Annotated in this window: 21 protein-coding genes and 4 pseudogenes; 8 read left to right on the top strand and 17 right to left on the bottom strand. The window is 34.4% G+C overall.

What is annotated here, in order from left to right; translation table 11 throughout:
• Nucleotides 1–199: 199 nt before the first annotated feature.
• Nucleotides 200–781, bottom strand: a complete 582-nt coding sequence (locus AC0ONG_RS04425; protein ID WP_000444446.1) for a competence protein ComK — start codon at nucleotides 779–781, stop codon at nucleotides 200–202.
• A 283-nt stretch (nucleotides 782–1,064) separates the two neighbouring features.
• Here AC0ONG_RS04425 and AC0ONG_RS04420 point away from each other — a divergent pair, with 283 nt between their 5' ends.
• Together AC0ONG_RS04420 and AC0ONG_RS04415 are read left to right on the top strand one after the other, a co-directional pair.
• Nucleotides 1,065–1,250 carry a hypothetical protein gene (locus AC0ONG_RS04420; protein WP_000391375.1) on the top strand — a complete coding sequence of 62 codons (186 nt, stop codon included), beginning with the start codon at nucleotides 1,065–1,067 and terminating at the stop codon, nucleotides 1,248–1,250.
• Nucleotides 1,251–1,600: 350 nt separating this feature from the next.
• On the top strand, nucleotides 1,601–1,804 hold the full coding sequence (locus AC0ONG_RS04415; protein WP_000356915.1) for a hypothetical protein: 204 nt from the start codon (nucleotides 1,601–1,603) through the stop codon (nucleotides 1,802–1,804).
• A gap of 201 nt (nucleotides 1,805–2,005) precedes the next feature.
• Here the strand turns inward: AC0ONG_RS04415 and cspA are convergent, their stop codons facing one another.
• A complete protein-coding gene (cspA, locus tag AC0ONG_RS04410) occupies nucleotides 2,006–2,209 on the bottom strand; it encodes an RNA chaperone/antiterminator CspA (protein ID WP_000301518.1) in 204 nt (67 codons plus the stop codon).
• Nucleotides 2,210–2,492: 283 nt separating this feature from the next.
• Between cspA and AC0ONG_RS04405 the strand changes: the two genes are divergently transcribed.
• Together AC0ONG_RS04405 and AC0ONG_RS04400 are read left to right on the top strand one after the other, a co-directional pair.
• Nucleotides 2,493–2,987: a DUF6584 family protein gene (locus AC0ONG_RS04405; RefSeq protein WP_001060337.1), complete on the top strand. Its 495-nt coding sequence runs from the start codon at nucleotides 2,493–2,495 to the stop codon at nucleotides 2,985–2,987.
• A gap of 19 nt (nucleotides 2,988–3,006) precedes the next feature.
• On the top strand, nucleotides 3,007–3,798 hold the full coding sequence (locus AC0ONG_RS04400; RefSeq protein ID WP_000073811.1) for a phosphotransferase: 792 nt from the start codon (nucleotides 3,007–3,009) through the stop codon (nucleotides 3,796–3,798).
• 109 nt (nucleotides 3,799–3,907) lie between these two features.
• Here AC0ONG_RS04400 and aceA read toward each other — a convergent pair whose 3' ends face one another.
• From aceA to AC0ONG_RS04345, 11 genes and pseudogenes are all read right to left on the bottom strand, one after another.
• Nucleotides 3,908–5,185, bottom strand: coding sequence for an isocitrate lyase (aceA, locus tag AC0ONG_RS04395; RefSeq protein ID WP_000787346.1), 1,278 nt, complete (start codon nucleotides 5,183–5,185; stop codon nucleotides 3,908–3,910).
• A 23-nt stretch (nucleotides 5,186–5,208) separates the two neighbouring features.
• Nucleotides 5,209–6,798 carry a malate synthase A gene (aceB, locus tag AC0ONG_RS04390; RefSeq protein ID WP_474203520.1) on the bottom strand — a complete coding sequence of 530 codons (1,590 nt, stop codon included), beginning with the start codon at nucleotides 6,796–6,798 and terminating at the stop codon, nucleotides 5,209–5,211.
• Between the two features lie 220 nt (nucleotides 6,799–7,018).
• On the bottom strand, nucleotides 7,019–7,681 hold the full coding sequence (locus tag AC0ONG_RS04385) for an S-layer homology domain-containing protein (protein ID WP_012614769.1): 663 nt from the start codon (nucleotides 7,679–7,681) through the stop codon (nucleotides 7,019–7,021).
• 241 nt (nucleotides 7,682–7,922) lie between these two features.
• On the bottom strand, nucleotides 7,923–8,579 hold the full coding sequence (locus AC0ONG_RS04380; protein ID WP_474203519.1) for an S-layer homology domain-containing protein: 657 nt from the start codon (nucleotides 8,577–8,579) through the stop codon (nucleotides 7,923–7,925).
• A gap of 281 nt (nucleotides 8,580–8,860) precedes the next feature.
• Nucleotides 8,861–9,162, bottom strand: a pseudogene (locus tag AC0ONG_RS04375) (EamA family transporter); the annotation flags it as partial.
• A gap of 58 nt (nucleotides 9,163–9,220) precedes the next feature.
• Nucleotides 9,221–10,012, bottom strand: coding sequence for a methyl-accepting chemotaxis protein (locus AC0ONG_RS04370; RefSeq protein WP_406940645.1), 792 nt, complete (start codon nucleotides 10,010–10,012; stop codon nucleotides 9,221–9,223).
• 156 nt (nucleotides 10,013–10,168) lie between these two features.
• A pseudogene (locus tag AC0ONG_RS04365) lies at nucleotides 10,169–10,948 on the bottom strand (MCP four helix bundle domain-containing protein); the annotation flags it as partial.
• Nucleotides 10,949–11,082: 134 nt separating this feature from the next.
• On the bottom strand, nucleotides 11,083–12,351 hold the full coding sequence (locus AC0ONG_RS04360; protein WP_306692173.1) for a M48 family metallopeptidase: 1,269 nt from the start codon (nucleotides 12,349–12,351) through the stop codon (nucleotides 11,083–11,085).
• A gap of 362 nt (nucleotides 12,352–12,713) precedes the next feature.
• Complete coding sequence (locus AC0ONG_RS04355) at nucleotides 12,714–13,013, bottom strand: DUF2101 family protein (protein ID WP_001006051.1); 300 nt, start codon at nucleotides 13,011–13,013, stop codon at nucleotides 12,714–12,716.
• 31 nt (nucleotides 13,014–13,044) lie between these two features.
• Nucleotides 13,045–13,375 (bottom strand): annotated as a pseudogene (locus tag AC0ONG_RS04350) (hypothetical protein).
• Nucleotide 13,376: 1 nt separating this feature from the next.
• The gene (locus tag AC0ONG_RS04345; RefSeq protein ID WP_001067992.1) at nucleotides 13,377–14,225 is read right to left on the bottom strand and encodes a CPBP family intramembrane glutamic endopeptidase; all 849 of its coding nucleotides are present in this window, start codon (nucleotides 14,223–14,225) and stop codon (nucleotides 13,377–13,379) included.
• 140 nt (nucleotides 14,226–14,365) lie between these two features.
• Between AC0ONG_RS04345 and AC0ONG_RS04340 the strand changes: the two genes are divergently transcribed.
• Nucleotides 14,366–15,070, top strand: a complete 705-nt coding sequence (locus AC0ONG_RS04340) for a response regulator transcription factor (RefSeq protein WP_000283858.1) — start codon at nucleotides 14,366–14,368, stop codon at nucleotides 15,068–15,070.
• 9 nt (nucleotides 15,071–15,079) lie between these two features.
• Nucleotides 15,080–16,822 carry a sensor histidine kinase gene (locus AC0ONG_RS04335; RefSeq protein ID WP_001010455.1) on the top strand — a complete coding sequence of 581 codons (1,743 nt, stop codon included), beginning with the start codon at nucleotides 15,080–15,082 and terminating at the stop codon, nucleotides 16,820–16,822.
• Nucleotides 16,823–17,165: 343 nt separating this feature from the next.
• Here the strand turns inward: AC0ONG_RS04335 and AC0ONG_RS04330 are convergent, their stop codons facing one another.
• The 3 genes and pseudogenes from AC0ONG_RS04330 to AC0ONG_RS04320 form a co-directional block, all read right to left on the bottom strand.
• The gene (locus AC0ONG_RS04330; RefSeq protein ID WP_000394945.1) at nucleotides 17,166–17,318 is read right to left on the bottom strand and encodes a hypothetical protein; all 153 of its coding nucleotides are present in this window, start codon (nucleotides 17,316–17,318) and stop codon (nucleotides 17,166–17,168) included.
• A gap of 182 nt (nucleotides 17,319–17,500) precedes the next feature.
• A pseudogene (locus tag AC0ONG_RS04325) lies at nucleotides 17,501–17,866 on the bottom strand (VOC family protein).
• A gap of 60 nt (nucleotides 17,867–17,926) precedes the next feature.
• On the bottom strand, nucleotides 17,927–18,829 hold the full coding sequence (locus AC0ONG_RS04320; RefSeq protein WP_000446857.1) for an AraC family transcriptional regulator: 903 nt from the start codon (nucleotides 18,827–18,829) through the stop codon (nucleotides 17,927–17,929).
• A 168-nt stretch (nucleotides 18,830–18,997) separates the two neighbouring features.
• On the opposite strand from AC0ONG_RS04320, the gene AC0ONG_RS04315 reads away from it, so the two are divergent.
• Both AC0ONG_RS04315 and AC0ONG_RS04310 read left to right on the top strand, forming a co-directional pair.
• Nucleotides 18,998–19,441, top strand: a complete 444-nt coding sequence (locus AC0ONG_RS04315) for an RNA polymerase sigma factor (RefSeq protein ID WP_002083051.1) — start codon at nucleotides 18,998–19,000, stop codon at nucleotides 19,439–19,441.
• Nucleotides 19,442–19,446: 5 nt separating this feature from the next.
• The gene (locus AC0ONG_RS04310; protein ID WP_474203518.1) at nucleotides 19,447–20,571 is read left to right on the top strand and encodes an anti-sigma factor; all 1,125 of its coding nucleotides are present in this window, start codon (nucleotides 19,447–19,449) and stop codon (nucleotides 20,569–20,571) included.
• Between the two features lie 78 nt (nucleotides 20,572–20,649).
• Here the strand turns inward: AC0ONG_RS04310 and AC0ONG_RS04305 are convergent, their stop codons facing one another.
• Nucleotides 20,650–21,261, bottom strand: a complete 612-nt coding sequence (locus AC0ONG_RS04305) for a hypothetical protein (protein ID WP_016097885.1) — start codon at nucleotides 21,259–21,261, stop codon at nucleotides 20,650–20,652.
• Between the last annotated feature and the right edge of the window lie 228 nt (nucleotides 21,262–21,489).

Here is a 21,489-nt window from a genome sequence, read left to right as displayed (position 1 = left end):
ACTCGGTTTTTCTAACACATCTCTTTATCTATAAAGATTGATAAAATGAAACTTTAATCAACCCTCACCAATCCGGCTTTTACAGGCAGCAGGGCCCCCACCTAACTTCTTTGCTTTCGCTGAATTTTGATGTGTGCGTCTTACTGCCCGGTAAATAGCGGATAAACAAAAAAAGAATGGGGATGATTCCCCCATCCTTTCACACTTCGCCTTCCTTCACAAAATACACTCTCTCATAAGCAGGTCTTAATGTTGATTCCTCTTTTTTATCAATCTCTTTAAAACAAGGGCTCCCTTGTTTTTTCCTACGATCTTCATATTCAGTACGCAATTTCGCTGTACGATTTTGTTGATTTTCAAAACTAGTTTTTGATATTTCTAATTTCACAGCAAAGCCATTTATAAACCTAATAATAAGATTTCCATCTTTTAATTCTTTATTACCTTCAATATAAAAATGAGACAACCAAGCGCACTCTTTTCTAGAGTAAGAATAGGTAGGGAAAAAATAAAGTTGATCTGTAGGACTAATCGCAATCGGTGCTTTATGTGTAATATGAGTTAATTCTTTCGTTCCTTCTTTTCTGCCTAAGAAACTAGAACCATGCTTTCGGCAACTTCTTTCTATAATATCTAGTGGTTTTTGAAATACGAAAAAAGAATCATTCATTTCAACGACTCGCGTAACAATTTTCTTTTCACTTAGAATAACAGGAAGTAAGGCCATCGTATTTTTCGTTACAACATAATTTTCGACATAGCGTTCCACTTTACTTTCCATACTCTATTATCTCCTTTTTTCCATTTATATTAGCAGCTGCATATATAATTTTAGCACCTATGAAAAGAAAACGGATTGCACATTCTACTATTTTACATTAATTTATTATTTATCAAACATTCTTCAAATTTCAAAATAAATATATAAAAATAACAAGATGGCATTGTGCACAAAAAAGCATTTATACTGCTATAAATATTTGAAATCACTTCCTCATTTCACATCATTACAACAATTAACTTTGTTATAATTAAAATGTAAATCCAATATATGGAGGGCCACTATGGAAGAAAAAGAGATCCAACCATCGATTCAAATGAAAAATAGTAGCGTCATTATCGTGAAAAATTCAGCTAGTATTATATTCGGTTTATTTTTTATTCTGCTATTCTTTGCCAAACCGTTTCGTAAATCAAAATGTACAGAATGTAAAAAACGTGAGAAGAAAAACGTAGCGAAAAAAGAGTAAAAGGCCTTCCTTTTTGGAAAGCCTTTTTACATTTGTAGTATCATTTTATTTATTCTTCTTCACCCTTAGAAAAACAACTATATTTTCTTCCAAGGTTCTCTACATCTTTTTTGATTTGTAATATGATCCTTATATAAAACATGAGAAAGAGTATTTGTACTTGTTACCCGCTTTAAATTTTTACTAAAAAATTTAAATTTGTACATCTTTTTCCATCACTAACAATTCGTCAATTAATTAACTTTGTAATATAAGTTTTGTATATAATGTCATTCAAAAACACAATATATATAAGTAGCTATTTATAATTACATTGCTTTTTATCGAATTCTAAAAAGGAGTTGTATACTATGGATAAAGAAAATCTATTAAGTCAGCAGGTTAATAGCATCCCCTCAGATGCTCTGAATACTCCTAGCAAGGAACAAGAACAACTGTTAGAAACATCATCTCAAAACGTACAAAATTCCAATAACAATACTAACAAAAAAGATGAGACTCAAGGTCTATCTGGAAAAGATTCCCCTATTTCAATAAAGAATACAAACTTATAGTTATTTACTATCATACGCAGCAAATGCTCTTGCTGAACTAATTCTTATACAGAAACTAATACGCATTCCCGATAATTTTTTACCAGTTGTAACATAGAAAAAGAGATTTAGATATAAAAACAGGCTCTGAAAAAAATTTCTGCACAACCTAAAAAAAAAGGATGGCATTAGCCATCCTTTTTTCCATCATCAACTATAAAATTATAGTTTGATTACGTTTTTAGCTTGAGGTCCACGGTTACCGTCTTCGATTTCGAAGCTAACTTTTTGACCTTCTTCTAAAGATTTGAAACCGTCAGTTTCGATTGCTGAGAAGTGTACGAATACGTCGTTTTCGCCTGGAACTTCGATGAAACCGAAACCTTTTTCGTTGTTAAACCATTTTACTTGTCCTGTTACTGCCATAATTATTTCCTCCTAAGAAAATACAAATTTTAAATTTTTTAGTCTTCCTGTCTAAAAAAAGAATCCACACATTATCAAATACGAAACATAAACTAGTTCTCACATACTTTTTCTCGTTCGTTTTCAGCACTTGATAACATATGGATTGCTTAATTTAACTATTCAACTGACATCATCATAGCACATTAAAATAAAATGTACAATCTTTTTCTAAAATGGAATTTCTAATTTTTAGTATTTCTTATAAAATATAATTATCTCTATTCCAAATAAGGAGGAATTTATGAACAACAAAATTCCTAGAAAAACATTAAAAAGAATCGAAGAGGATATTGAAAATAATAATCTTGGAAAAGCAAGAGACAGATTGCACGGCCTCATCTTTACATACCCAAATGAATTACATCTTCGAAAACAACTCGGAGATATTTATTATAAATTACAATATCCAGAAATGGCTGGACGTTACTGGTATCTAGAGGAGCATAAAACAGATATTATGCATGAATCATGTTTATTATTTGAGAAATCAATGGGAAATAACCCTCATCATATTGCACGCGCTTTAAAGTTTAAAGGCGATTCTAACCATATAAAAGCTTTGTATAAAGATCAACCTTTATCTTCAGTGCAGAAGAAAGTAGCAGAGGAGTTAATTTATGAGTATAAAGAAACATGGCAAGATAAGCTAGTTCCTTTTGGCTGTCTAGCATTCCTTGCTTGCCTTCTCTTTTCTGCCATTGTTGGTCTATTCACTATTTGGAATTGGATTTTTTAATTATAGGGGGAATTTTTACATGTCAAACTACGATAACGAAGAAAAGCTAACAGGCGGAAACGTTTCGAACGTATATCGTTCTGAAAATACTGTTCGTCGAGAGTTAAAGCCAGATAGCGCAAAAATCCATAAGCTATTACAACACTTAGAAAACAAAGGATTTCATTATACTCCAAAGTTTTTAGGTGTAGATGAAGAAGATAGAGAGGTTTTATCCTTTATTGAAGGAGAAGCTGGGAATTATCCTTTAAAAGAATATATGCGATCTAATGATGTATTAAAAGGAATCGCAAAGATGCTCCGCCTTTACCATGATGCTGTAAGTGATTTTCCGTTATTAGATGATTGGAAACCGATGGATCACACGCCAAATAACATTGAGGTTTTATGCCACAATGATTTTGCCATATATAACATTATTTTTAATAATGAGAAGCCAGTAGGGATTATTGATTTCGATGTTGCTGCTCCTGGTCCAAGACTATGGGATATCGCTTATACACTTTATACTTGTGTGCCTTTAAGTAGAGTGTATTATACAGAATCTGGTGAAGCCATTCATTATGAATCATCGCAACATGCAGATCGTATTAAAGAGAGAGTGAAATTATTCGTTCAGTCCTATGGTAAAAATATGGATGAAGATTACTTAGGAATGGTGTTGCTACGATTAGAAGGGTTATGTACATATATGAAACGAAAAGCGCAAGAAGGCGACTTGAATTTCCAAAGAATGATTGATGAAGGACATCTAGAGCATTATGAGAAAGATATGAAGTTTATTCGTAATCATAGGGCTGAGTGGCGTTGATTTAGTAATAAAGAAAAGTTAGTATCGTTTTTTGCCGATAAATTGATATCTCTTTTCGAATCGTTCACAAAATAACAAGGGGCCCCCTTCAAACAGGTGCCCCTTCCTTTTATTTCGTAAACTGTGCTTCTTCTGTAGATCCTTTTAACGCTGTCGTTGATGAAGTTCCGCCTGTAATCACTTGTGCAACTTCATCAAAGTAACCTGTTCCTACTTCGCGTTGATGACGTGTTGCAGAGTAGCCGTGTTTTTCTGCTGCAAATTCAGCTTGTTGTAGTTCAGAGTATGCTGCCATGCCGCGCTCTTTATAGCCACGTGCTAGTTCAAACATACCGTAATTTAATGAATGGAATCCAGCAAGTGTTACGAATTGGAACTTATAACCGTAAGATGCGATTTCCTTTTGGAAGCTCGCAATTGTTTTTTCATCTAGTTTTTGTTTCCAGTTGAATGAAGGTGAACAGTTATATGCAAGTAACTTTCCTGGATGCTCCTTATGAATTGCGTCCGCAAATCGTTTTGCATCTTCTAAATTTGGTTCCGACGTTTCACACCAAACGAGGTCTGCATACGGTGCATACGCTAAACCGCGCGCAATCGCTTGATCAAGACCTGCATTCGTACGGTAAAATCCTTCTGGTGTTCTTTCTCCTGTAATAAATGCTTTATCAACAGGATCGATATCGCTCGTAATTAAATCAGCTGCATCTGCATCTGTTCTTGCAACGATAATTGTTGGCACTCCCATTACATCTGCTGCAAGACGTGCAGAAATTAAATTACGTACCGCTGTTTGCGTTGGTAGTAGTACTTTTCCACCTAAATGGCCACATTTTTTCTCTGAAGATAATTGATCTTCAAAATGCACACCTGATGCACCTGCTTCAATCATACCTTTCATCAGTTCAAATACGTTTAATTGTCCACCAAATCCAGCTTCTGCATCTGCTACAATCGGTACGAAATAGTCTGTATCATCGCTTCCTTCCATATGTTGAATTTGATCCGCACGTTGAAGTGTTTGATTAATTCGTTTCACTACAGCAGGTACGCTGTTCGCTGGATATAAACTTTGGTCTGGATACATATGTCCAGAAAGGTTTGCATCAGCTGCCACTTGCCAACCACTTAAGTAAATCGCTTTTAACCCAGCTTTTACTTGTTGCATCGCTTGATTTCCTGTTAATGCGCCAAGTGCGTTAATATAGTCTTCTGTATGAAGCGATGTCCAAAGCTTCTCAGCACCGCGGCGCGCTAATGTATGTTCAATATCAATTGATCCGCGCAGGCGAATTACATCTTCTGCCGAATATGGACGTGTGATCCCTTTCCAACGCTCATCTAATTCCCAGCTTTCTTGTAATTTCTCGATTCTTTCGTTTTTCATTTATTCCATCCCCTTTTCATTTTTTATAAAATTTCATAACCTGGTAATGTTAAAAATGGTACGAATTCATCATTTCGAACGAGATTTGTAAACAACATTGTCGCCTCTTGGAATCTCCCTTTCTTAAAGGCTTCCTTACCAATCTCTCTTTCTATTTTTGCTACTTCTTCTTCTTTTAGCTCTTCCATTAATTCAAGCGTAATATTACGACCATCATTTAGTTTTCCACCTTCATGACGAATCCATTGCCATACTTGTGCTCTTGAAATTTCAGCAGTTGCCGCATCTTCCATTAAGTTATAAATGGGTGCTGCTCCCCGTCCGCTTAACCAAGATGCAATATATTGAATACCTACGCTAATATTCATGCGAAGGCCCTCTTCTGTAATCGTTCCCACCGGTACCTCTAGTAAATCGTTTTCTGTTACACATATTTCTTCACGTTTTCTGAAAATTTGATTTGGTGTTTTCATAATGTGATTAAATACTTCCATTGCAACCGGTACAAGTCCAGGGTGAGCAACCCAAGTCCCGTCATGACCGTCTAAAGCTTCGCGCTCCTTATCAGCACGCACTTTTTCAAAAGCTGCTTCATTCGCTTCTGGATTATTTTTAATCGGAATTTGTGCCGCCATTCCTCCAATTGCTGGTGCATTACGGCGGTGACACGTTTGAATTACTTTCAAAGAATACGAACGCATAAATGGCGCTGTCATCGTGACTTGTGCTCTATCTGGTAGTAAGAATTTATTATGATTACGGAAACTCTTTAAAAAGCTAAAAATATAATCCCATCTTCCACAGTTTAAGCCAGCAGAATGATCTTTTAGCTCATACAAAATTTCATCCATTTCAAACGAAGCGTGAATCGTTTCCAGTAACACAGTTGCTTTAATCGTTCCATTTGGAATGCCGATATATTTTTGAGCAAATACGAATACATCATTCCATAATCTCGCTTCTAAATAACTTTCCATTTTCGGTAAGTAAAAGTATGGGCCGCTCCCTTTTGCTAAAAGAGCTTTCGCATTATGGAAAAAGTACAAGCCGAAATCTACTAAGCTACCTGACATATTTTCCCCATCAACTTGCATATGCTTTTCCTCTAAATGCCATCCTCTTGGACGTACAATGAGTACAGCTGTTTTCTCATTTAATCTATATCCTTTCCCTTTATCATTTTCATGTGAAATCGTTCCCTTTACTGCATCTCGTAAGTTGATTTGACCTTCCACTGCATTTTCCCAAGTTGGTGAATTCGAATCTTCAAAATCCGCCATAAAAAGATGCGCTCCTGAATTTAAAGCGTTAATGACCATCTTTCTATCTACCGGTCCAGTAATCTCTACGCGGCGATCCTCTAAGTCTTTTGGCAGCTTGGCAATTGTCCAATCCGCTTCACGTATGTGTTTTGTTTCTTCTAGAAACTTCGGAAACTCCCCTGCATCAATTCTCTTTTGTTTTTCTACACGTTTTTGTAAAAGTTCTATGCGGCGCTCATTAAAATTCTCATGTAGTTCCTTCAAAAAACTAAGCACCTCAGGTGTCAATATTTCGTTGTACGCTGGTAACATTTCTCCAACGAGTGTAACCCGTGAAGTTTGCGTCGACATATTAGCATCCCCTTCTTAAACTGTTTTATAACAGATTTGATTTCATGTTTTATATTATATAACAAATCTTCAGAAAAGGAAGTTTTTTTTGAAAATTCACTTCATTTTTTTTCAAAACGCCATTCTTTCGCGCTTTATTTCATACAAAAAAAGGCCGCTGTTATACAACAACGACCTTTTTGTATTATTTTTAAATTTCACTTTGACTAGTTAAACTTTATTACTGCCCTTGTTCCATATCATGCAATATTGCTCTATGTAAAAACTGTGCGTATTGTTCTCTCGTTACCTTCATAGACGGACCGAATTTACCTTCTCCGATTCCCATTGTAATACCATTTGTTTGTACTGCACTAATTGCATTCGTTGCCCATGAATTTGCTGAAACATCATTAAAGTTATGAGATCCCTTTGCCTGTAAGTCAAAAGCATTCGTAAGAACTTGTGCCATTTCCGCACGCGTTAACGTCGCCTTCGGTCTAAAGTTTCCATTCTCGTCTCCCTGGAAAATTCCCATTTCCGTTAAAGCCAATATTTCCTCGATAAAGCTTGTTGAATTTTCATCGATATCTCCATATGGGTTTTCATATTCATCTTGTTCTTCCATATCAAACACACGGTAAATTAAAGCTGCAACTTGCTCACGTGTTACATTATCCCCAAAACCGAATATTCCATCGCCATATCCCAAAATAATTTCTTGTTCCGCTAAATCATGAATCGCCTCATATGCCCAATGCCCTTTTGGTACATCTTTAAATACAATTGTATTTGTTTTTTGCAACGGTGCACTTTCCGCTTTTACATTGTTACTCTCTGCTGAGAATAACACCCCACCCATAATTGTTAATGCTGTAGCTGTTTTTAATAATTTTTTGCTCATTACATTTCCTCCCCAATATGTATATGTTTTTTCAAATATACATAACAAATAGTATAGTAACAATATATTTTCCGACACATTTCGTGACGGTTTTGTGAATCATATTACACATCATGTCTTTTTTATGGGGTTGATTATAAAGCTTATGTATAACATTAAAAATACATAAAAACGAATAATAATTCTTTTTTAAACAAACAAAAAAGCACAAATATTTCTATTTGTGCTTTCATATTTCACTCTATCTCCAATCCTCTTTCAAATGATAATTAATAATCGCATTATTAATAAATTGAGCATATTGTTCTCTAGGTACAGGGTGATTTAATTCATACATGCCATTCCCAGTTCCTCTTACAACATTATTAGATTGTAGCGCACTAATTGCATCTTCTGCCCAGTGGCCTTTTGGAATATCTTTAAATGTATGTTTTTGCTTCGTTTCAAAAGTAAATGCTCGTTTTAAAATGACAGCCATTTCCGCTCTAGAGACTGGTGCTTTCGGCCTAAAGTTCCCTTGCCCATCCCCTGTAAAAACACCACGTTTTGTTAACACCAAAATTTCCTTTTTAAAAGTTGTTGTACTATCAGAAATATCTTTATACGGATTCGCTACTGATCCTTCTTCTTTCATTTCAAGTGTTCTGTAAATAATACCAGCTACTTGTTCACGTGTTGTAAGATCACCAACACCATACTTCCCGTTTCCATACCCTAATATAATTTTATGATATGCTAAATCCATAATAGCGTCATATGCCCAAAACCCGTATGGAACATCTTCAAACACAATCATTTGTGGATACTCTTCCGCTTTTACAGGCGTCACATTCGTCCCTGCAAATATCCCTCCTGCCATTGTCGCAATCATCATTACACCCAATATTTTTTTCTTCATCGTCCTCTCTCCCTATTTCATTCAAATAAAATGAACTTCATTGTTTCAGGAGTACTATTTTTTGGTGAATGTAAGATAAAATGCAAATCTTCTAGAAGAAATATTTCCACTACCTTTCTGCTTTATGCCTCCTTCTTTCTTTTTCAAAAAGGAAGTTGTCACATCTAAGGTGTTATATACTAAAACATTCTACAATCTCTTTATAAACTCCTTTTCACTTTACAACTTCCCTTTATTGGCGCGTAAAGGAGATGCCTAATGAAGGTTACTATATTCATGATTTATATTTCAGAGGTAGCATTCCTCTCCACTGATAACTCGCCTTCTCTTCCCTTGCGAAAAGTTAGCGCCATCCCTACAAATATAAGGATAATCCCTACTACTTGCATACTAGTTGGTCTAAATCCGGTAAAAACAGTATCTAATAATATTGCAACAGCAGGATCTAAAAACACTAATACAGAAATAATTCTCGTCGATAAATGTCTTAAACTGTCAAAAAATAAGTAATATACAAATCTAGTATGTACAGATCATCACCTTGAAAATGCTCGAAATCTAAGAATAGTAGTAATAAAAAAAGCATCCTTTTTTCTTAAAAGAGGATGCTTTTTTATATTTATTAACACTCAAATATGCTACTACTTTTGAAGAGTAAATTGGGCAACTATTTGTTTTAATTTTCCTGCTGCGTTATGCATATGTTCAATTGAAACCGAAATCTCTTGAACAGATTTTTCTTGCTGTTGAATAGACTCTTTTACCCTATCAGTTCGGTCAGATGATCTTTGGGAAATTTGAGCCATGTCTTCTGCAGAAGCCGAGATTTCCTCACTACTCGCTGCAATTTCATCTGTAGACATAGATACCGTTTGAATTTGCTCAGATACTTGCTGTACTTTTTCTGTAATTGTTCCAAATACTTTTTCTGTGTGCATTACTACTTGTGTACCTGCCTGTACCTCATTATCTACTTTCCCCATCATATGTACCGTATGGTTCGTTGTTCCCATAACTTGAGTAATAAGATTCTCAATTTGTTTTGCAGAATCACTAGATTGTTCTGCTAATTTCCGCACTTCATCTGCCACAATTGCAAATCCTCTACCACTTTCACCAGCACGTGCAGCCTCAATTGCGGCGTTTAATGCTAATAAGTTAATCTGAGAGGTAATACCTTGCATAACATCAATGATTTTAACAATTTCTTCTGATTGTTCTTTCATAGTCTCTACTTGTTTCACACCGCTATGTACCGAATTTTGGATTGTATCCATCTGTTGAATCATTTGTTTCATTAATTTGTTACCATTCTCTGCATCTAATGCTGATTGAGCAGACAATTCATTTACAGAGGACGATGTATTGACTATACTCTGCATTCCTTGTGTCAATTCTTCCATCGCACCCGCAGTTTGTTCCATTGCTTGCATTTGACTCTCTGCACCATTTGCAACTTCTTCAATATCCATAGTGATTTTCTTCGCTGCACTACTAGATACTTCTGATGCAGATGCTACTCCGTCTGCATGTTGGAATAAAAGCTGAATATTATTCTCTACTTCTTGCATATTTGTTCTTAGCCCTGCAATCATCTCGTTAAAATTACTTACTAATACACCTAATTCATCCTTAGCATTATAATCACCATGTACAGTTAAATCTCCTTCTTTCGCTCTTTCCATCATACGACTAACCGTTTGTAACGGAGCAACTATAAGCCTACTAATAATATAACTTACTATACATATAACGATTGTAGTAACTACTACAAGAATGATAAAGGTAATAACGGATCGATCAATCATTTTTTGAGAATCTTTAAACACTTGATCAGCTAAGTTTGAAACATACGATTCTAGATCCACTGCATAACCAGCTAACTCTATTCCCTTCGGTTTTAATTCCTTCTGAAATTCATTTACCATTTGTGGCTCATTTGTTGCCTTCGCCTTTTCAAATAATTTTTTATATGTATCTTTATAACTTGGCAAAGATTTCTTCATCTTCTGAAACAGTTCATCCTCTTGCTTACTTAAATTAAAACCATCATCATATTCTTTTAATAAAGAATCATATTTTTTAAGATCCTTTTCAATATTATCAATTATCCCCTCTTTATTTGCCACTTCATTTTGTGATGCAGTAATTAATTCTAATAAATTATATTCTAGTGAATTTTGTGTGCGAAGCATTCCTTCTAATAAAATTGCAGAATATTGATAATCATCTACTACAACCTCTGTATCTTGTTTAATCTTATTAATAGAATGAATTGCTACACTGCTTATAATTATCATACCTAAAACTGCTAATGAAATAAGCGCTAATAATTTATATTTCACTTTTAAATTTTGTAAAAAATACATTTTTTCACCTTTATTCCTTTATATATAGATTTTTAGAATTTTATAGCTTATTATTTACAAAATCGCAATAAAAAGCAATGATAAATATTCCCAATATGAAACTTATATCTCTATAAAAAAAAGTAGCATAATAGCTACTCCTTTTTTCTTTGTTTCTCATATTGTTCAAACGTGTGAATTCTTTCAAAAATTGGTGGGTGCGTGTATAAGAAAAATTTCACTAACGCAGGCGGATTGACTTGGCTTAAACTTGTTTTTGATAAATATTGAAAAGTTTTCACACCAGATTTCCCATCCTTCGTCATATTTAAAGCATATTGATCTGCCGCTCTTTCTTCTATACGTGAAACGTAGTTTGTTGCTGGCTGTGCTGCAAAAGAGAGTACAGAAGAAATTAAGAAAAATAAAGGTAAAATGGAGAAACATGCTACTTTTGAAATTTGCAATGTATCTCCCCATTTGCGAATACACATATTTATAATACGACTAATTAAAAACATACCTATAAACGATAGCAATACATAACTTGCAACGCCAAAGTATATATGCTTCATAACATAATGTCCCATTTCATGAGCCATGATAAATAATATCTCTTTATCTTTTAACTGCTTAAGCGTTGTATCCCACATTACAATACGGGCGTTAGGACCAATTCCTGTTACGTAAGCATTTAATGCATTCGTTTTTTCTGACATATTTACTTCATATACGTGTTTAGCAGGAATGTCAGCTTTGTCTGCTATCGCTAAAATTTTCGTTTCTAATTCTTTATTTTTCAGCGTTGAGAAGTCGTTATAAAGCGGATCAATAACGACAGGCTGTATGAATGTTAAAAAGATTGTAAATGGAACAGAGAGCGCCCACCCTGCTAGCCACCACCTCTTCGGAAATTTACGGATAAGCCATAATAGAACGGTAACTACAATTAACATAGTCGCATAACTTTCCCAAAAACCGATAACATGATCTTTTATCCAGCTTTGTGTACTTTGTGTTGAAATGCCGTAATCAACGGATACTTTCCGGCCAATCCATTGCATCGGTAAGGCAAGCACTGTTGTCAGTAATGATAAATAAAAGAGATAAATCGCAACTTGCAAGACACTTATTTTAGTCGTTTCCTTCGACCATTTCTCAAACTTTCTTGAAATACCTAGCACAAGTACAAATAATAAAATAATCCATTCAAGAGGCGTCGCTAAAAAGTATAGTAAATTTTTCACGCGCGAATAATCTTGGCTTAGCGTAAGCTCTCTAGCACTCATAAACGTTTCTGGATCTGCACTTGTTCCTTTATACATGTCCGGAATAAGTTCATGATTCCATCCAAATAAATACCAATATATAAGTAACGCAAATCCAACGTACAAAAAAAGCGACCAACCAATAACCTTCCTCACGCTATTCCCTCCTCTATGCTGCCTGTCTATTATTATTGTAAGTTCGTACACGCTAAATTAGAACAAGCTTATTATGTGAATTGCTCTGGATCTTTTTATTTACATAAAAAAACTCTTCTACATAAGAAGAGTTTTACCTATCTTTAAACACTTTCTTCGGTTCATAATCCGGAAGCACTTACAAACCAACGCCTTTTACATATCAAATATACTCATAGTCTTGAAAGAATAGCGTCGTTATAATAAAGCGAAACTTTAATCAGTGGGGTCTTACTGCCCGGCAAATAGCGGGATAATCTTAAAAAATCCGATTAAAACTAGTACGTACCCTACTTGCTTTTTAGATAACATAAAGAGCCTCTTTAAGGAAGTACATCTATTAATAAACTAAAATCTTGTAAAGAGAAGGAACTATATTTCATAATACCCTGTACAGCTAAAAGTAAAATAAGACCGATCACACACATATAGTTAACGCTTTCTTCACTCTTTTTTTCAGTAACGACTCCACCACTTATACATAAAATCCCCAACAAATGGAGCGCTAAATACATGAAAAAGTAAGCTTCCTCCCAGCGCAAAATAACATTCACTGTCGTTATTAACACTAGACTAAGTAAAATCAAATAAAAAAACTTATTTGATGATATCGTTTCATTCATATAATTTTATACATCCCTTTCAAATTTAGAATTAATGATGTTTCAAAGCTATAAAGTAAATGATTGTTTTCATACTATAAAACAAAAGGAAAGCCACTATTACTTTCTCGAATACTTTATGAACCCACATATACTTCTCTCCATTTTTTCTGAAGATGCGCTTCATCATTTCTTCTACAATTAGACCAAATATTAGTACAACTCCTAATACAATAAGAAGAGAAATAATATTTTCTTTTAAATGATTACTAGAAAACAAATACTACAGGTTGAATCCAATTACAAAAGCTTTTATCACACATATCTGCAATAGACGTAGCATCTATAATTTCTTTTAATATTTTTTCAACCGTCTTCTTCATCTTATTTACTCCCGACTACATCTGAAAAGCTCTTTTCCTGCTCTGCATATATAACTGGCACTTCTTTACTCCAATACTTGCGATTAACAAATAAAAAGATAAGTACTAAGTTTAATCCCGTTATAAATATAATAAGTCCAGGAAAGAATGTCGTATAATTTGAGAAGTCTGCAAAACTCATAATTTTTTCTCTACTTATTAAAAAAGACGCGCCCATTACAAATGCATTGTTTAACATATGTATTGCAATTGGCATGAGTAAACTTTCCGTACGAATATATACGATCGACAATACGATGCTGAATATGGCTGCACCGAGGAAATCAACATGTAACAATGCAAACAATATTGCTACAACGATGGTCGCTATGCTCGTTCCCCATTTTGTTGCAAAGCGTTGAAGTAAAAATCCGCGAAAAACAAACTCCCCGATAATTGGTGCGATGAATACAACCCTAATGACTTGATATACATATCCCCCAGTACTATCTATAATCGGTTCATGCAATGCATTCATAATAAAGTCTGGTGTGATCCATGCAAAACTATACATATACAAAATAAGATACCCGTAACTAAATATGCATAACATAACCGTAATGTATAAAACTTGCACCAAGTTAAATGTTTCATTTTTATTAACAAACAATGAAAATGAAATGCGATGCTTTTTATACTCATAAAAAATCCATACCATCGGAAGGATATAGAATATAAGGATATTTATAAAAGAAGAATTTTGTATATGAAATATACTTGTTAGCAACTCGCCACTACTTCTCGCTATTAAAATTAATAGTGCAAATACAATTAAAAAATATCTAGCTCGCATCACTTGAAACGGATTCACACTCATCTCCTCCCCTATGTTACTTTTATCATATCATTTGATTCTTAATTTTTTGCGAAAGAAAACCTTAAAATTTCCTTAAAAATTCCATAAGTTACAAAAGGATGATATGATATTCGAGAAAATTAGGAGGGATGTTTATGTACCAAGCAAATATTTTACTCGTTGATGATGAAACAGCAATTTTACAATTACTAACTACCATTCTTGAAAAAGAAGGTTTTTCTCATATTACAACTGCAACATCAGCTGAAATAGCTTTATCTCTAACTAAGGAAAACAATTACGATTTAATTATTTTAGATGTAATGCTTCCTGGACAATCTGGTTTTGATATTTGTCCAATCATTCGCCAACAAACAGATTGTCCCATTTTCTTCCTATCAGCAAAAGCATCTGATTTAGATAAAATATCTGGATTTTCATACGGTGCGGATGATTATATTACGAAGCCCTTTAATCCATTAGAAGTAGTAGCACGTATGAAAGCACAGCTTCGGAGACATATGAAACAAGCAGTACCGCACGAACAAAAATCACACTCGATTTCATTTGGAAGATTTGAAATTGATCAACACTCTGCAGAACTGACAGTGGATGGTCACATTGTCGAATGTTCCGCTCAACTCTTTCAACTACTACTCTTCTTTTGCGAGAATCCGAACTACGTATTTTCGAAAGAGGAAATATACGAAAAAGTTTGGGGAGCACCTGCCTATAATGGCGATGACAACACTGTTATGGTCCACATTCGAAAACTACGTGAAAAAATTGAACACGATCCAAGTAAACCAGAATATATAAAAACTGTTCGCGGCCTTGGTTATAAGTTCGTTACAAAGTAGGGTGACGATATGAATTTTAATAAACGACTTATTATTCAATTTATCATGCAACACGTTTTTGTTTTAGTTACATTACTTATCGCTGTAGTTGCTGCTTTTACTTATTTAATTTTTCTTCTTACTAGTACTTTATACGAACCTAACATTCCAGATTCTGATAGTTTTACGATTTCAAGATACATCTCTTCAGAAGATGGGCATATTTCATTACAATCTGAAGTGCAAGATTTAATAAAGGAGAAAAATGATTGGCTCCAAGTTGTAGATGAAAACGGAAAAATCCTCTACCACTTTAATACACCAAATGATGTTCCGAATGCTTATACGAAGACATCTTTAGTCGCATATATACAACATCATATCGAAAGTAATTATAAATTTACATATTGGGAAATTGAATTAGAAGAAAAGAAAGTACTTGTTATTTATGGTGGTATGTTAAAAAGCAATGCTTTACTAACAGCAATTCAAAAGGAGCATTCCTCTTTAACAATGGATTCGTTCACATTAACAGATCAAGAAAAACAGTTACTGTCTAAAGAAAAAGCAGCACTTCAAATATTTAATCAAAATGGCGAAGAGGTTTTTTCTTATACAACCGGAAAGAAAAAAACATTTTCAGCAATACAAATCGCCCTTAATGAAAAAGAACCTTGGAATCATAAAGAAAACACGTCTAGCTTTTACGATGCAAATAGTGGCAACCTTCTCGTTGTAACTGCAAAAAATGATCACTACTACCCAGATGACGAAATTGAAGATGTATTTACTAAGAAGTTTCTCATTGGATGCGGATTAATCCTTCTTATCGTATTTGTTTATTTAGTCATTCTTTCTATTTGGTATGGTAATAAATTCGGGAAACCGTTATTACATGCGATGCGCTGGCTTAAAAATATCGCTGGTGGAAAGTATGAAGAACCTATTAGTAAAAAAGGAAAGCCTGTCAGGTTCCGGCGATCTGGTAAAGAAAAATGGTCATTCCGTTTGTTTAGAGATGTGACAAGTTCACTAGAACACCTTTCTATTACACTCAAGAAAAATGATGCGATGAGGCAAGTACTTCAGCAAACACGAGAAGAATGGATTACCGGTCTAACGCATGATTTAAAAACACCACTTAGCTCTATATATGGCTACGCATTATTACTGGAATCGAATCAATACAACTGGACCGATCGTGATATTCAACAATTTGGTAGTGTTATGAAAGAGAAATCTCAATATATGACGACATTAATTGATGATTTAAGCTTAACGTATCAATTAAAAAATAATAGCCTTCCTGCACAGCACGTAAACGTTGAAATCAATCAGTTCGTCCAAAAAGTATTATTGCAATTTATTAATAATCCAACACTTCAAAATCAAAATATTGAATTCGTACCGAGCTCAAATAAAATTCAATATTTCATTGAAGAAAAATGGTTCCAGCGTATTATCGAAAACTTACTCGTAAATGCTGTAAAACATAATAACGAAACAACTACTGTCATCGTAAAACTATCACAAAACGCCAATTCCTTTATACTCTCCATTTCGGATGACGGAAAAGGAATGGATGAAAAAACGAAAGAACTTCTATTTGAACGATATTACCGCGGAACAAACACAGAAGAAAGCAACATCGGAACTGGACTTGGCCTAGCCATTACAAAACAGCTCGTTCATGCTCATAACGGGACAATTTCCGTTGATAGTGCACTCGGAAAAGGAACGACGATTATTCTTGTGTTTCCGTTTCGTTCGTAGGAAAGACGCTATGTGGCGTCTTTTCTTATGGGGAAGTTTGATGGTACATGAAATTATGTTACTCGCCTTTTATTCTAGCTTATTGCGATAGTTCGGCGGTATATGAAGTTATATCAGCGATTTTTAAGATATATCGAATTGCCAACAAAAACCAACAATACCAGTCTACTTCCCCTACTATACAAAGTAAAAATAAAACTATTAACAAATACATTTCTAAACTGTTATACTATAAATAGAAGTATAAACTAAATAAGTTTTGCATAAAATGAAGTAGACGAGGTGCTTCCAACACCCCGTCACTGCAACTAATTACCGCGAGGTGGAAGGTTGCAACTAAAGCTTATTTGCGCTTAGAAGACTTCCCACGCTTCGCAGGCAGACGGGTGGTCTTCTTTTTGCGCTTTTTTGCCGTTAATTTCTTAAATCCCAAAACTATACCTTCTCTAGCTATAGTTTTTGTGATTTCCAACAAAATTTGCAAAAGAAATTCCATACGATTACACCTCCTTACTCCATTAAATGAAGAAAGGGCATAACCTTCCACCCGCAATATTTAATTGCTATTTTATTTTACCATTTTCATATGTATTACAGATAAAACAATACAAATTTAACAATCCACTCGTAAAAATAACCTTTCACAACTCACTATGAAAGGTCATCTCCATATTTTAGCTATTTCCCTACTAACACAAACACATTCTCATCAGGTGCTTCCATTACTGCAACATGTCCTGATTTCGTTGGAAATGGTTCGCGAATCCACTTTACATCTTTATTATCTTTTAAACTCTCCTACGTTTGTTGTACATCTTCTACTAATACTTCGACTTCCGTAAAATTAATATCCGGATGATTGCTTATTACTAACTCCGAACTTTTCTCATCTGGAAATTTCAATCCTATTAACGTCCAAATAGCTCCTTCTTCTATTTCTCTTTCTATCATCCAGTTTTGCTTCATTCCCATTTCTTTATAGAAAGAAACTGATTTTTCTATATCTTTCGTATGTATAGATACACATTCTAGTTTTTTGAACATTTTCCTATTTTCCCCTTCATGAAAAAGCGAACCATCTCCCAATGATTCGCTCTTACCCTATTACTTTTTCTTCACCGGTATCCAAAGCTCTACTTGTGCAAACTCACTCTTATCTTCGTGACAACGCTCATCGTACAGTTCAAACTCTGTAACTCCGCAATGTTCATACCCTGAATGCGGGAACCATTCTGAGAATACTGCATTCCAAGTTTGGTGGATAGACGATACCATTTCTTCATGAGGAACTTTCGGCGTTGTAAATACTGCATATGTTGCTGCCGGGAAAGTACGCTTTGCAATTTCATTTGGTACATTTTCAAAATCTGTAACTTCCATTCCGATAATATAAGTGAAGTCTCCTGTTTCTAAATTAAAATCAGTACATAATCCAAGCTCTACCCATTGGCTCGTATCTTTACGATTCGGAATCGTTGTCCCAAGATCTTTTTGTAAATATTCTTGCCAAAATACTGGAATGTCTTGATGGTTTTTCCCTTCTTTACTTGTCGTCTTCAATTCATAACCCGCCACTAAAAATTCTGGTTTATTTACAATACGATATTCCATTTGTATGCCCCCTAAATACGGATTTAATTTTCTTTGCTTTACATTCACTCTGTAATACATCGGTGTTTCGATTTCTTGTTTTCGATATTCACTCGGTGTCATTTGAAATAATTTTTTAAAGGCTCTCGTGAACGTTTCGTGAGATTGAAAGCCATGTTCAAACGCGATATCAATAACTTTTTCATCCGTATGAGAAAGTTGATAAGCTGCCCGGGCTAACCTCCTCTTTCGAACATACTCCATTACTGTATCCCCTACTAACGCCTGAAATACACGATGAAAATGCGACTCAGAAAAACCTGCAACCCGCGCTAAATTACGCAGCGTTTGTTTTTCCATTACATCTTCCTCGATATAATCAATTGACCTTTGAATTTGTGTTTCATAGCTTTCCATCTCTATTCACCCGCCTTATATGTATTATGATAAAAGAGAATCCTATCCAATTCTTGACGTTTTTTACTATAATTCCATAAAAAATTGCAACTTTTTTATATGTATTTCGTTGTTATGTATGAAGGGAGGGAAATGTAGTGAAACGTAAACAATATTTACTCAGAACATATGCAAGATTTATTTCGCTATCTTCTCTCCCTAACCGGAGATTCCCCCTATGCGGAAGATCTCATGCAAGAAACATTTTACCGAATGCTCGTCCATATTGACTATTATAAAGGGGAAGAAATTAGGCCGTGGTTATTTACAATTGCCTACAACGCCTTTATCGATTGGTATCGTAAAGAAAAGAAATATAAAACAACAGCACTTGCAGAATTCCATTTACCAAACGTACCAAGTACAGAACATGCATATTTCGTAAAACATGAGATTGCTAGTTGGTTAGAGAATTTAGCTGCGCTTCCGCTCGAAAGACGAAATGCCCTGCTACTACGAGATTACTATGGATTCTCCTATAAAGAAATAGCAGAAATGACCGGTCTCTCATTAGCAAAAGTAAAAATTGAATTACACCGCGGACGAAAAGACACGAAAAGCATAAAGGAGTGATACAGATGGGTTGTGCAGAATTCAAAAAACTGTGGGAGAAATATGGAAAAGGGACACTCACCCATAATGAACAAGAGCAGTTAGAAAGTCATATTGAGACATGTGAAAAGTGTGAAGCTTACTTAGATGAGCTGTTAACAAAAACCGAACCAATTAAGAAAAAGTTACCTCCAAAAGATCTTAAAGTTCCTTTTTGGAGAATTAAGTGGAAACATCGTTTACAAACGTTTGGTTTTATATTATCAATTTGCATCGTTATCTATATAATCGGTGGGGTATTATCAGCCTTTTATTTTCAAGCTAATAATGATAAAAGGCTAGAAAAAATTAGAGAGGTTCCTTCGCTTGCACTTGAAGCAACGATCCCAAATAGCCGCGTTATGGGAGGCGGAACAAGTGTAGAAGCTTTTTTCCGTACGAATAGCCAATTTGATTTAGTAAGAACCGTCGGTAAAAAAGAAATGCCACTTGGTACAATAGAAACAAAAAGCTTCGTATCATCTGTAGATGTTACGAAGCAAACTTGGATGAATCCGTTCTATCAACCAAAACTCTTCTTTGTTCATCCAAAAACAGAGCAGGGTGATTATTTAAAGGATTCATCAAAAAAAGTATGGGATACACTTGCAAAAGTACATGATGGAACCGTTGCAGAAGTAGCAATTTCTTTTGATAAAGCTTACACTTTAAAAGAATTAGAACCGCTTTTATATAGCATATTTGAAGCACAAGAACTCCCTCCAACTCCTGTATGGTACGCTTTAGATACAGGACAAGAAAGAAAAAATGTAGATGACTATATCCTACATGGCGGAGAAGCTATAGGGTTTCCAGAACATGTAAGATTCCTCGATAATGAAACTGACGGGCGGAAAACGCAAGAAGACAAAGTAACCGAAATGATGCGCGTCCTTTCTATCCATAAAAAAACGGTAAGCAAAATAGCAGCGCTTTCTGAGAAAGAACTAAACTTAGATAAACGTTATCAATATGTAAAGGATAACGGTGTAAAAGTATACGGAATTGTTATTACTGGCCCATCGAAAGAGTTATTAAAATTACAAAACTCCCCGCACGTACGTTATGCGACTCTTGGAGATATTGAGATTTGGAATTGGTTTGATAATTAATAAAAAAATCGCTAAGAAATTAGTAACATCCTACTTTCTTAGCGACTCTTTCAATATAGTACAATCTGCATATATATTTTATATTTCACTAACCGAATCCGTAAATAAAGCATGGAATACGTTAACTTCTCCCATACGTAAACATTCCGTTTCTATATCAGGTATTGCCGTTCTAGCAATCTCACGCTCTACTCTTACAAAACCTTTTGTATTCATTCGTGTTTCAAATTCACAAATGGTATCCATTTCTACATCGATTGTTTCAAAAGTCCATTCCCTTACCTCTTCATCATATGTTGTTTTTAATACGTAGTAATAATAATATTTATCAAGTAAACTAACAAAAACCCCTAAATCAAGACGCTCACCTCTTGATTTTTGTATCCACTCAATATCATCATTTAACATCGGTTCTCTTCCATTTAACAACACGTTATATTCTAGACAATTATATAGGTTTAAATCTGTACAATCTGATACATGCTCATCGCAAAATGTTGACTCGATTAAAGACAAAACTTCCTGTTGAGAGCTTTCGTTTTCTATAAACGTTTCTTTTAGCTCTATAAATCGTTTATGTTCTTTAGATTCTTCGTACAATTCTTCTTCTTTCATAATATTTTTTGGAAAGAATTTGTAAACTATTTCTTTTAATTCATTCATCATTTCAGGCTTTGCCGTTTTAACCATTTTGTAAATCCCCCTATATAAAAAAGAATTCTCACCTCAATAAAGAATCATACCCCAAATATGTTATTAATTAACAATTAAATTATATTAAAATAAACAATATGATTCAATTCTGGTTTTTTAAAATTTTTATGTTATAACAGCTAACTCCGAACATTATATGTATCATAATATAAGAATCACAACAAAAAACGACAAAATTCTTTAAATTACCTTAAAAAATATAAA

Source organism: Bacillus sp. TCT6, assembly GCF_056033845.1.
Note: the sequence above shows the minus strand (reverse complement) of the source record. Positions and strands in the feature narration are given on the sequence as shown.

What these genes read in the sequence shown, in the direction of transcription:
- AC0ONG_RS04305 (WP_016097885.1), bottom strand. Translation starts at nt 21,261, where the DNA reads ATGGTTAAAACGGCAAAGCCTGAAATGATGAATGAATTAAAAGAAATA.
- aceB (WP_474203520.1), bottom strand. Translation starts at nt 6,798, where the DNA reads ATGTCGACGCAAACTTCACGGGTTACACTCGTTGGAGAAATGTTACCA.
- AC0ONG_RS04370 (WP_406940645.1), bottom strand. Translation starts at nt 10,012, where the DNA reads ATGCAAGCAATGGAACAAACTGCGGGTGCGATGGAAGAATTGACACAA.
- AC0ONG_RS04330 (WP_000394945.1), bottom strand. Translation starts at nt 17,318, where the DNA reads ATGGAATTTCTTTTGCAAATTTTGTTGGAAATCACAAAAACTATAGCT.
- AC0ONG_RS04315 (WP_002083051.1), top strand. Translation starts at nt 18,998, where the DNA reads ATGCAAGATTTATTTCGCTATCTTCTCTCCCTAACCGGAGATTCCCCC.
- AC0ONG_RS04380 (WP_474203519.1), bottom strand. Translation starts at nt 8,579, where the DNA reads ATGAAGAAAAAAATATTGGGTGTAATGATGATTGCGACAATGGCAGGA.
- AC0ONG_RS04405 (WP_001060337.1), top strand. Translation starts at nt 2,493, where the DNA reads ATGAACAACAAAATTCCTAGAAAAACATTAAAAAGAATCGAAGAGGAT.
- AC0ONG_RS04335 (WP_001010455.1), top strand. Translation starts at nt 15,080, where the DNA reads ATGAATTTTAATAAACGACTTATTATTCAATTTATCATGCAACACGTT.
- AC0ONG_RS04310 (WP_474203518.1), top strand. Translation starts at nt 19,447, where the DNA reads ATGGGTTGTGCAGAATTCAAAAAACTGTGGGAGAAATATGGAAAAGGG.
- AC0ONG_RS04420 (WP_000391375.1), top strand. Translation starts at nt 1,065, where the DNA reads ATGGAAGAAAAAGAGATCCAACCATCGATTCAAATGAAAAATAGTAGC.
- aceA (WP_000787346.1), bottom strand. Translation starts at nt 5,185, where the DNA reads ATGAAAAACGAAAGAATCGAGAAATTACAAGAAAGCTGGGAATTAGAT.
- AC0ONG_RS04425 (WP_000444446.1), bottom strand. Translation starts at nt 781, where the DNA reads ATGGAAAGTAAAGTGGAACGCTATGTCGAAAATTATGTTGTAACGAAA.
- AC0ONG_RS04400 (WP_000073811.1), top strand. Translation starts at nt 3,007, where the DNA reads ATGTCAAACTACGATAACGAAGAAAAGCTAACAGGCGGAAACGTTTCG.
- AC0ONG_RS04340 (WP_000283858.1), top strand. Translation starts at nt 14,366, where the DNA reads ATGTACCAAGCAAATATTTTACTCGTTGATGATGAAACAGCAATTTTA.
- AC0ONG_RS04320 (WP_000446857.1), bottom strand. Translation starts at nt 18,829, where the DNA reads ATGGAAAGCTATGAAACACAAATTCAAAGGTCAATTGATTATATCGAG.
- cspA (WP_000301518.1), bottom strand. Translation starts at nt 2,209, where the DNA reads ATGGCAGTAACAGGACAAGTAAAATGGTTTAACAACGAAAAAGGTTTC.
- AC0ONG_RS04415 (WP_000356915.1), top strand. Translation starts at nt 1,601, where the DNA reads ATGGATAAAGAAAATCTATTAAGTCAGCAGGTTAATAGCATCCCCTCA.
- AC0ONG_RS04355 (WP_001006051.1), bottom strand. Translation starts at nt 13,013, where the DNA reads ATGAATGAAACGATATCATCAAATAAGTTTTTTTATTTGATTTTACTT.
- AC0ONG_RS04385 (WP_012614769.1), bottom strand. Translation starts at nt 7,681, where the DNA reads ATGAGCAAAAAATTATTAAAAACAGCTACAGCATTAACAATTATGGGT.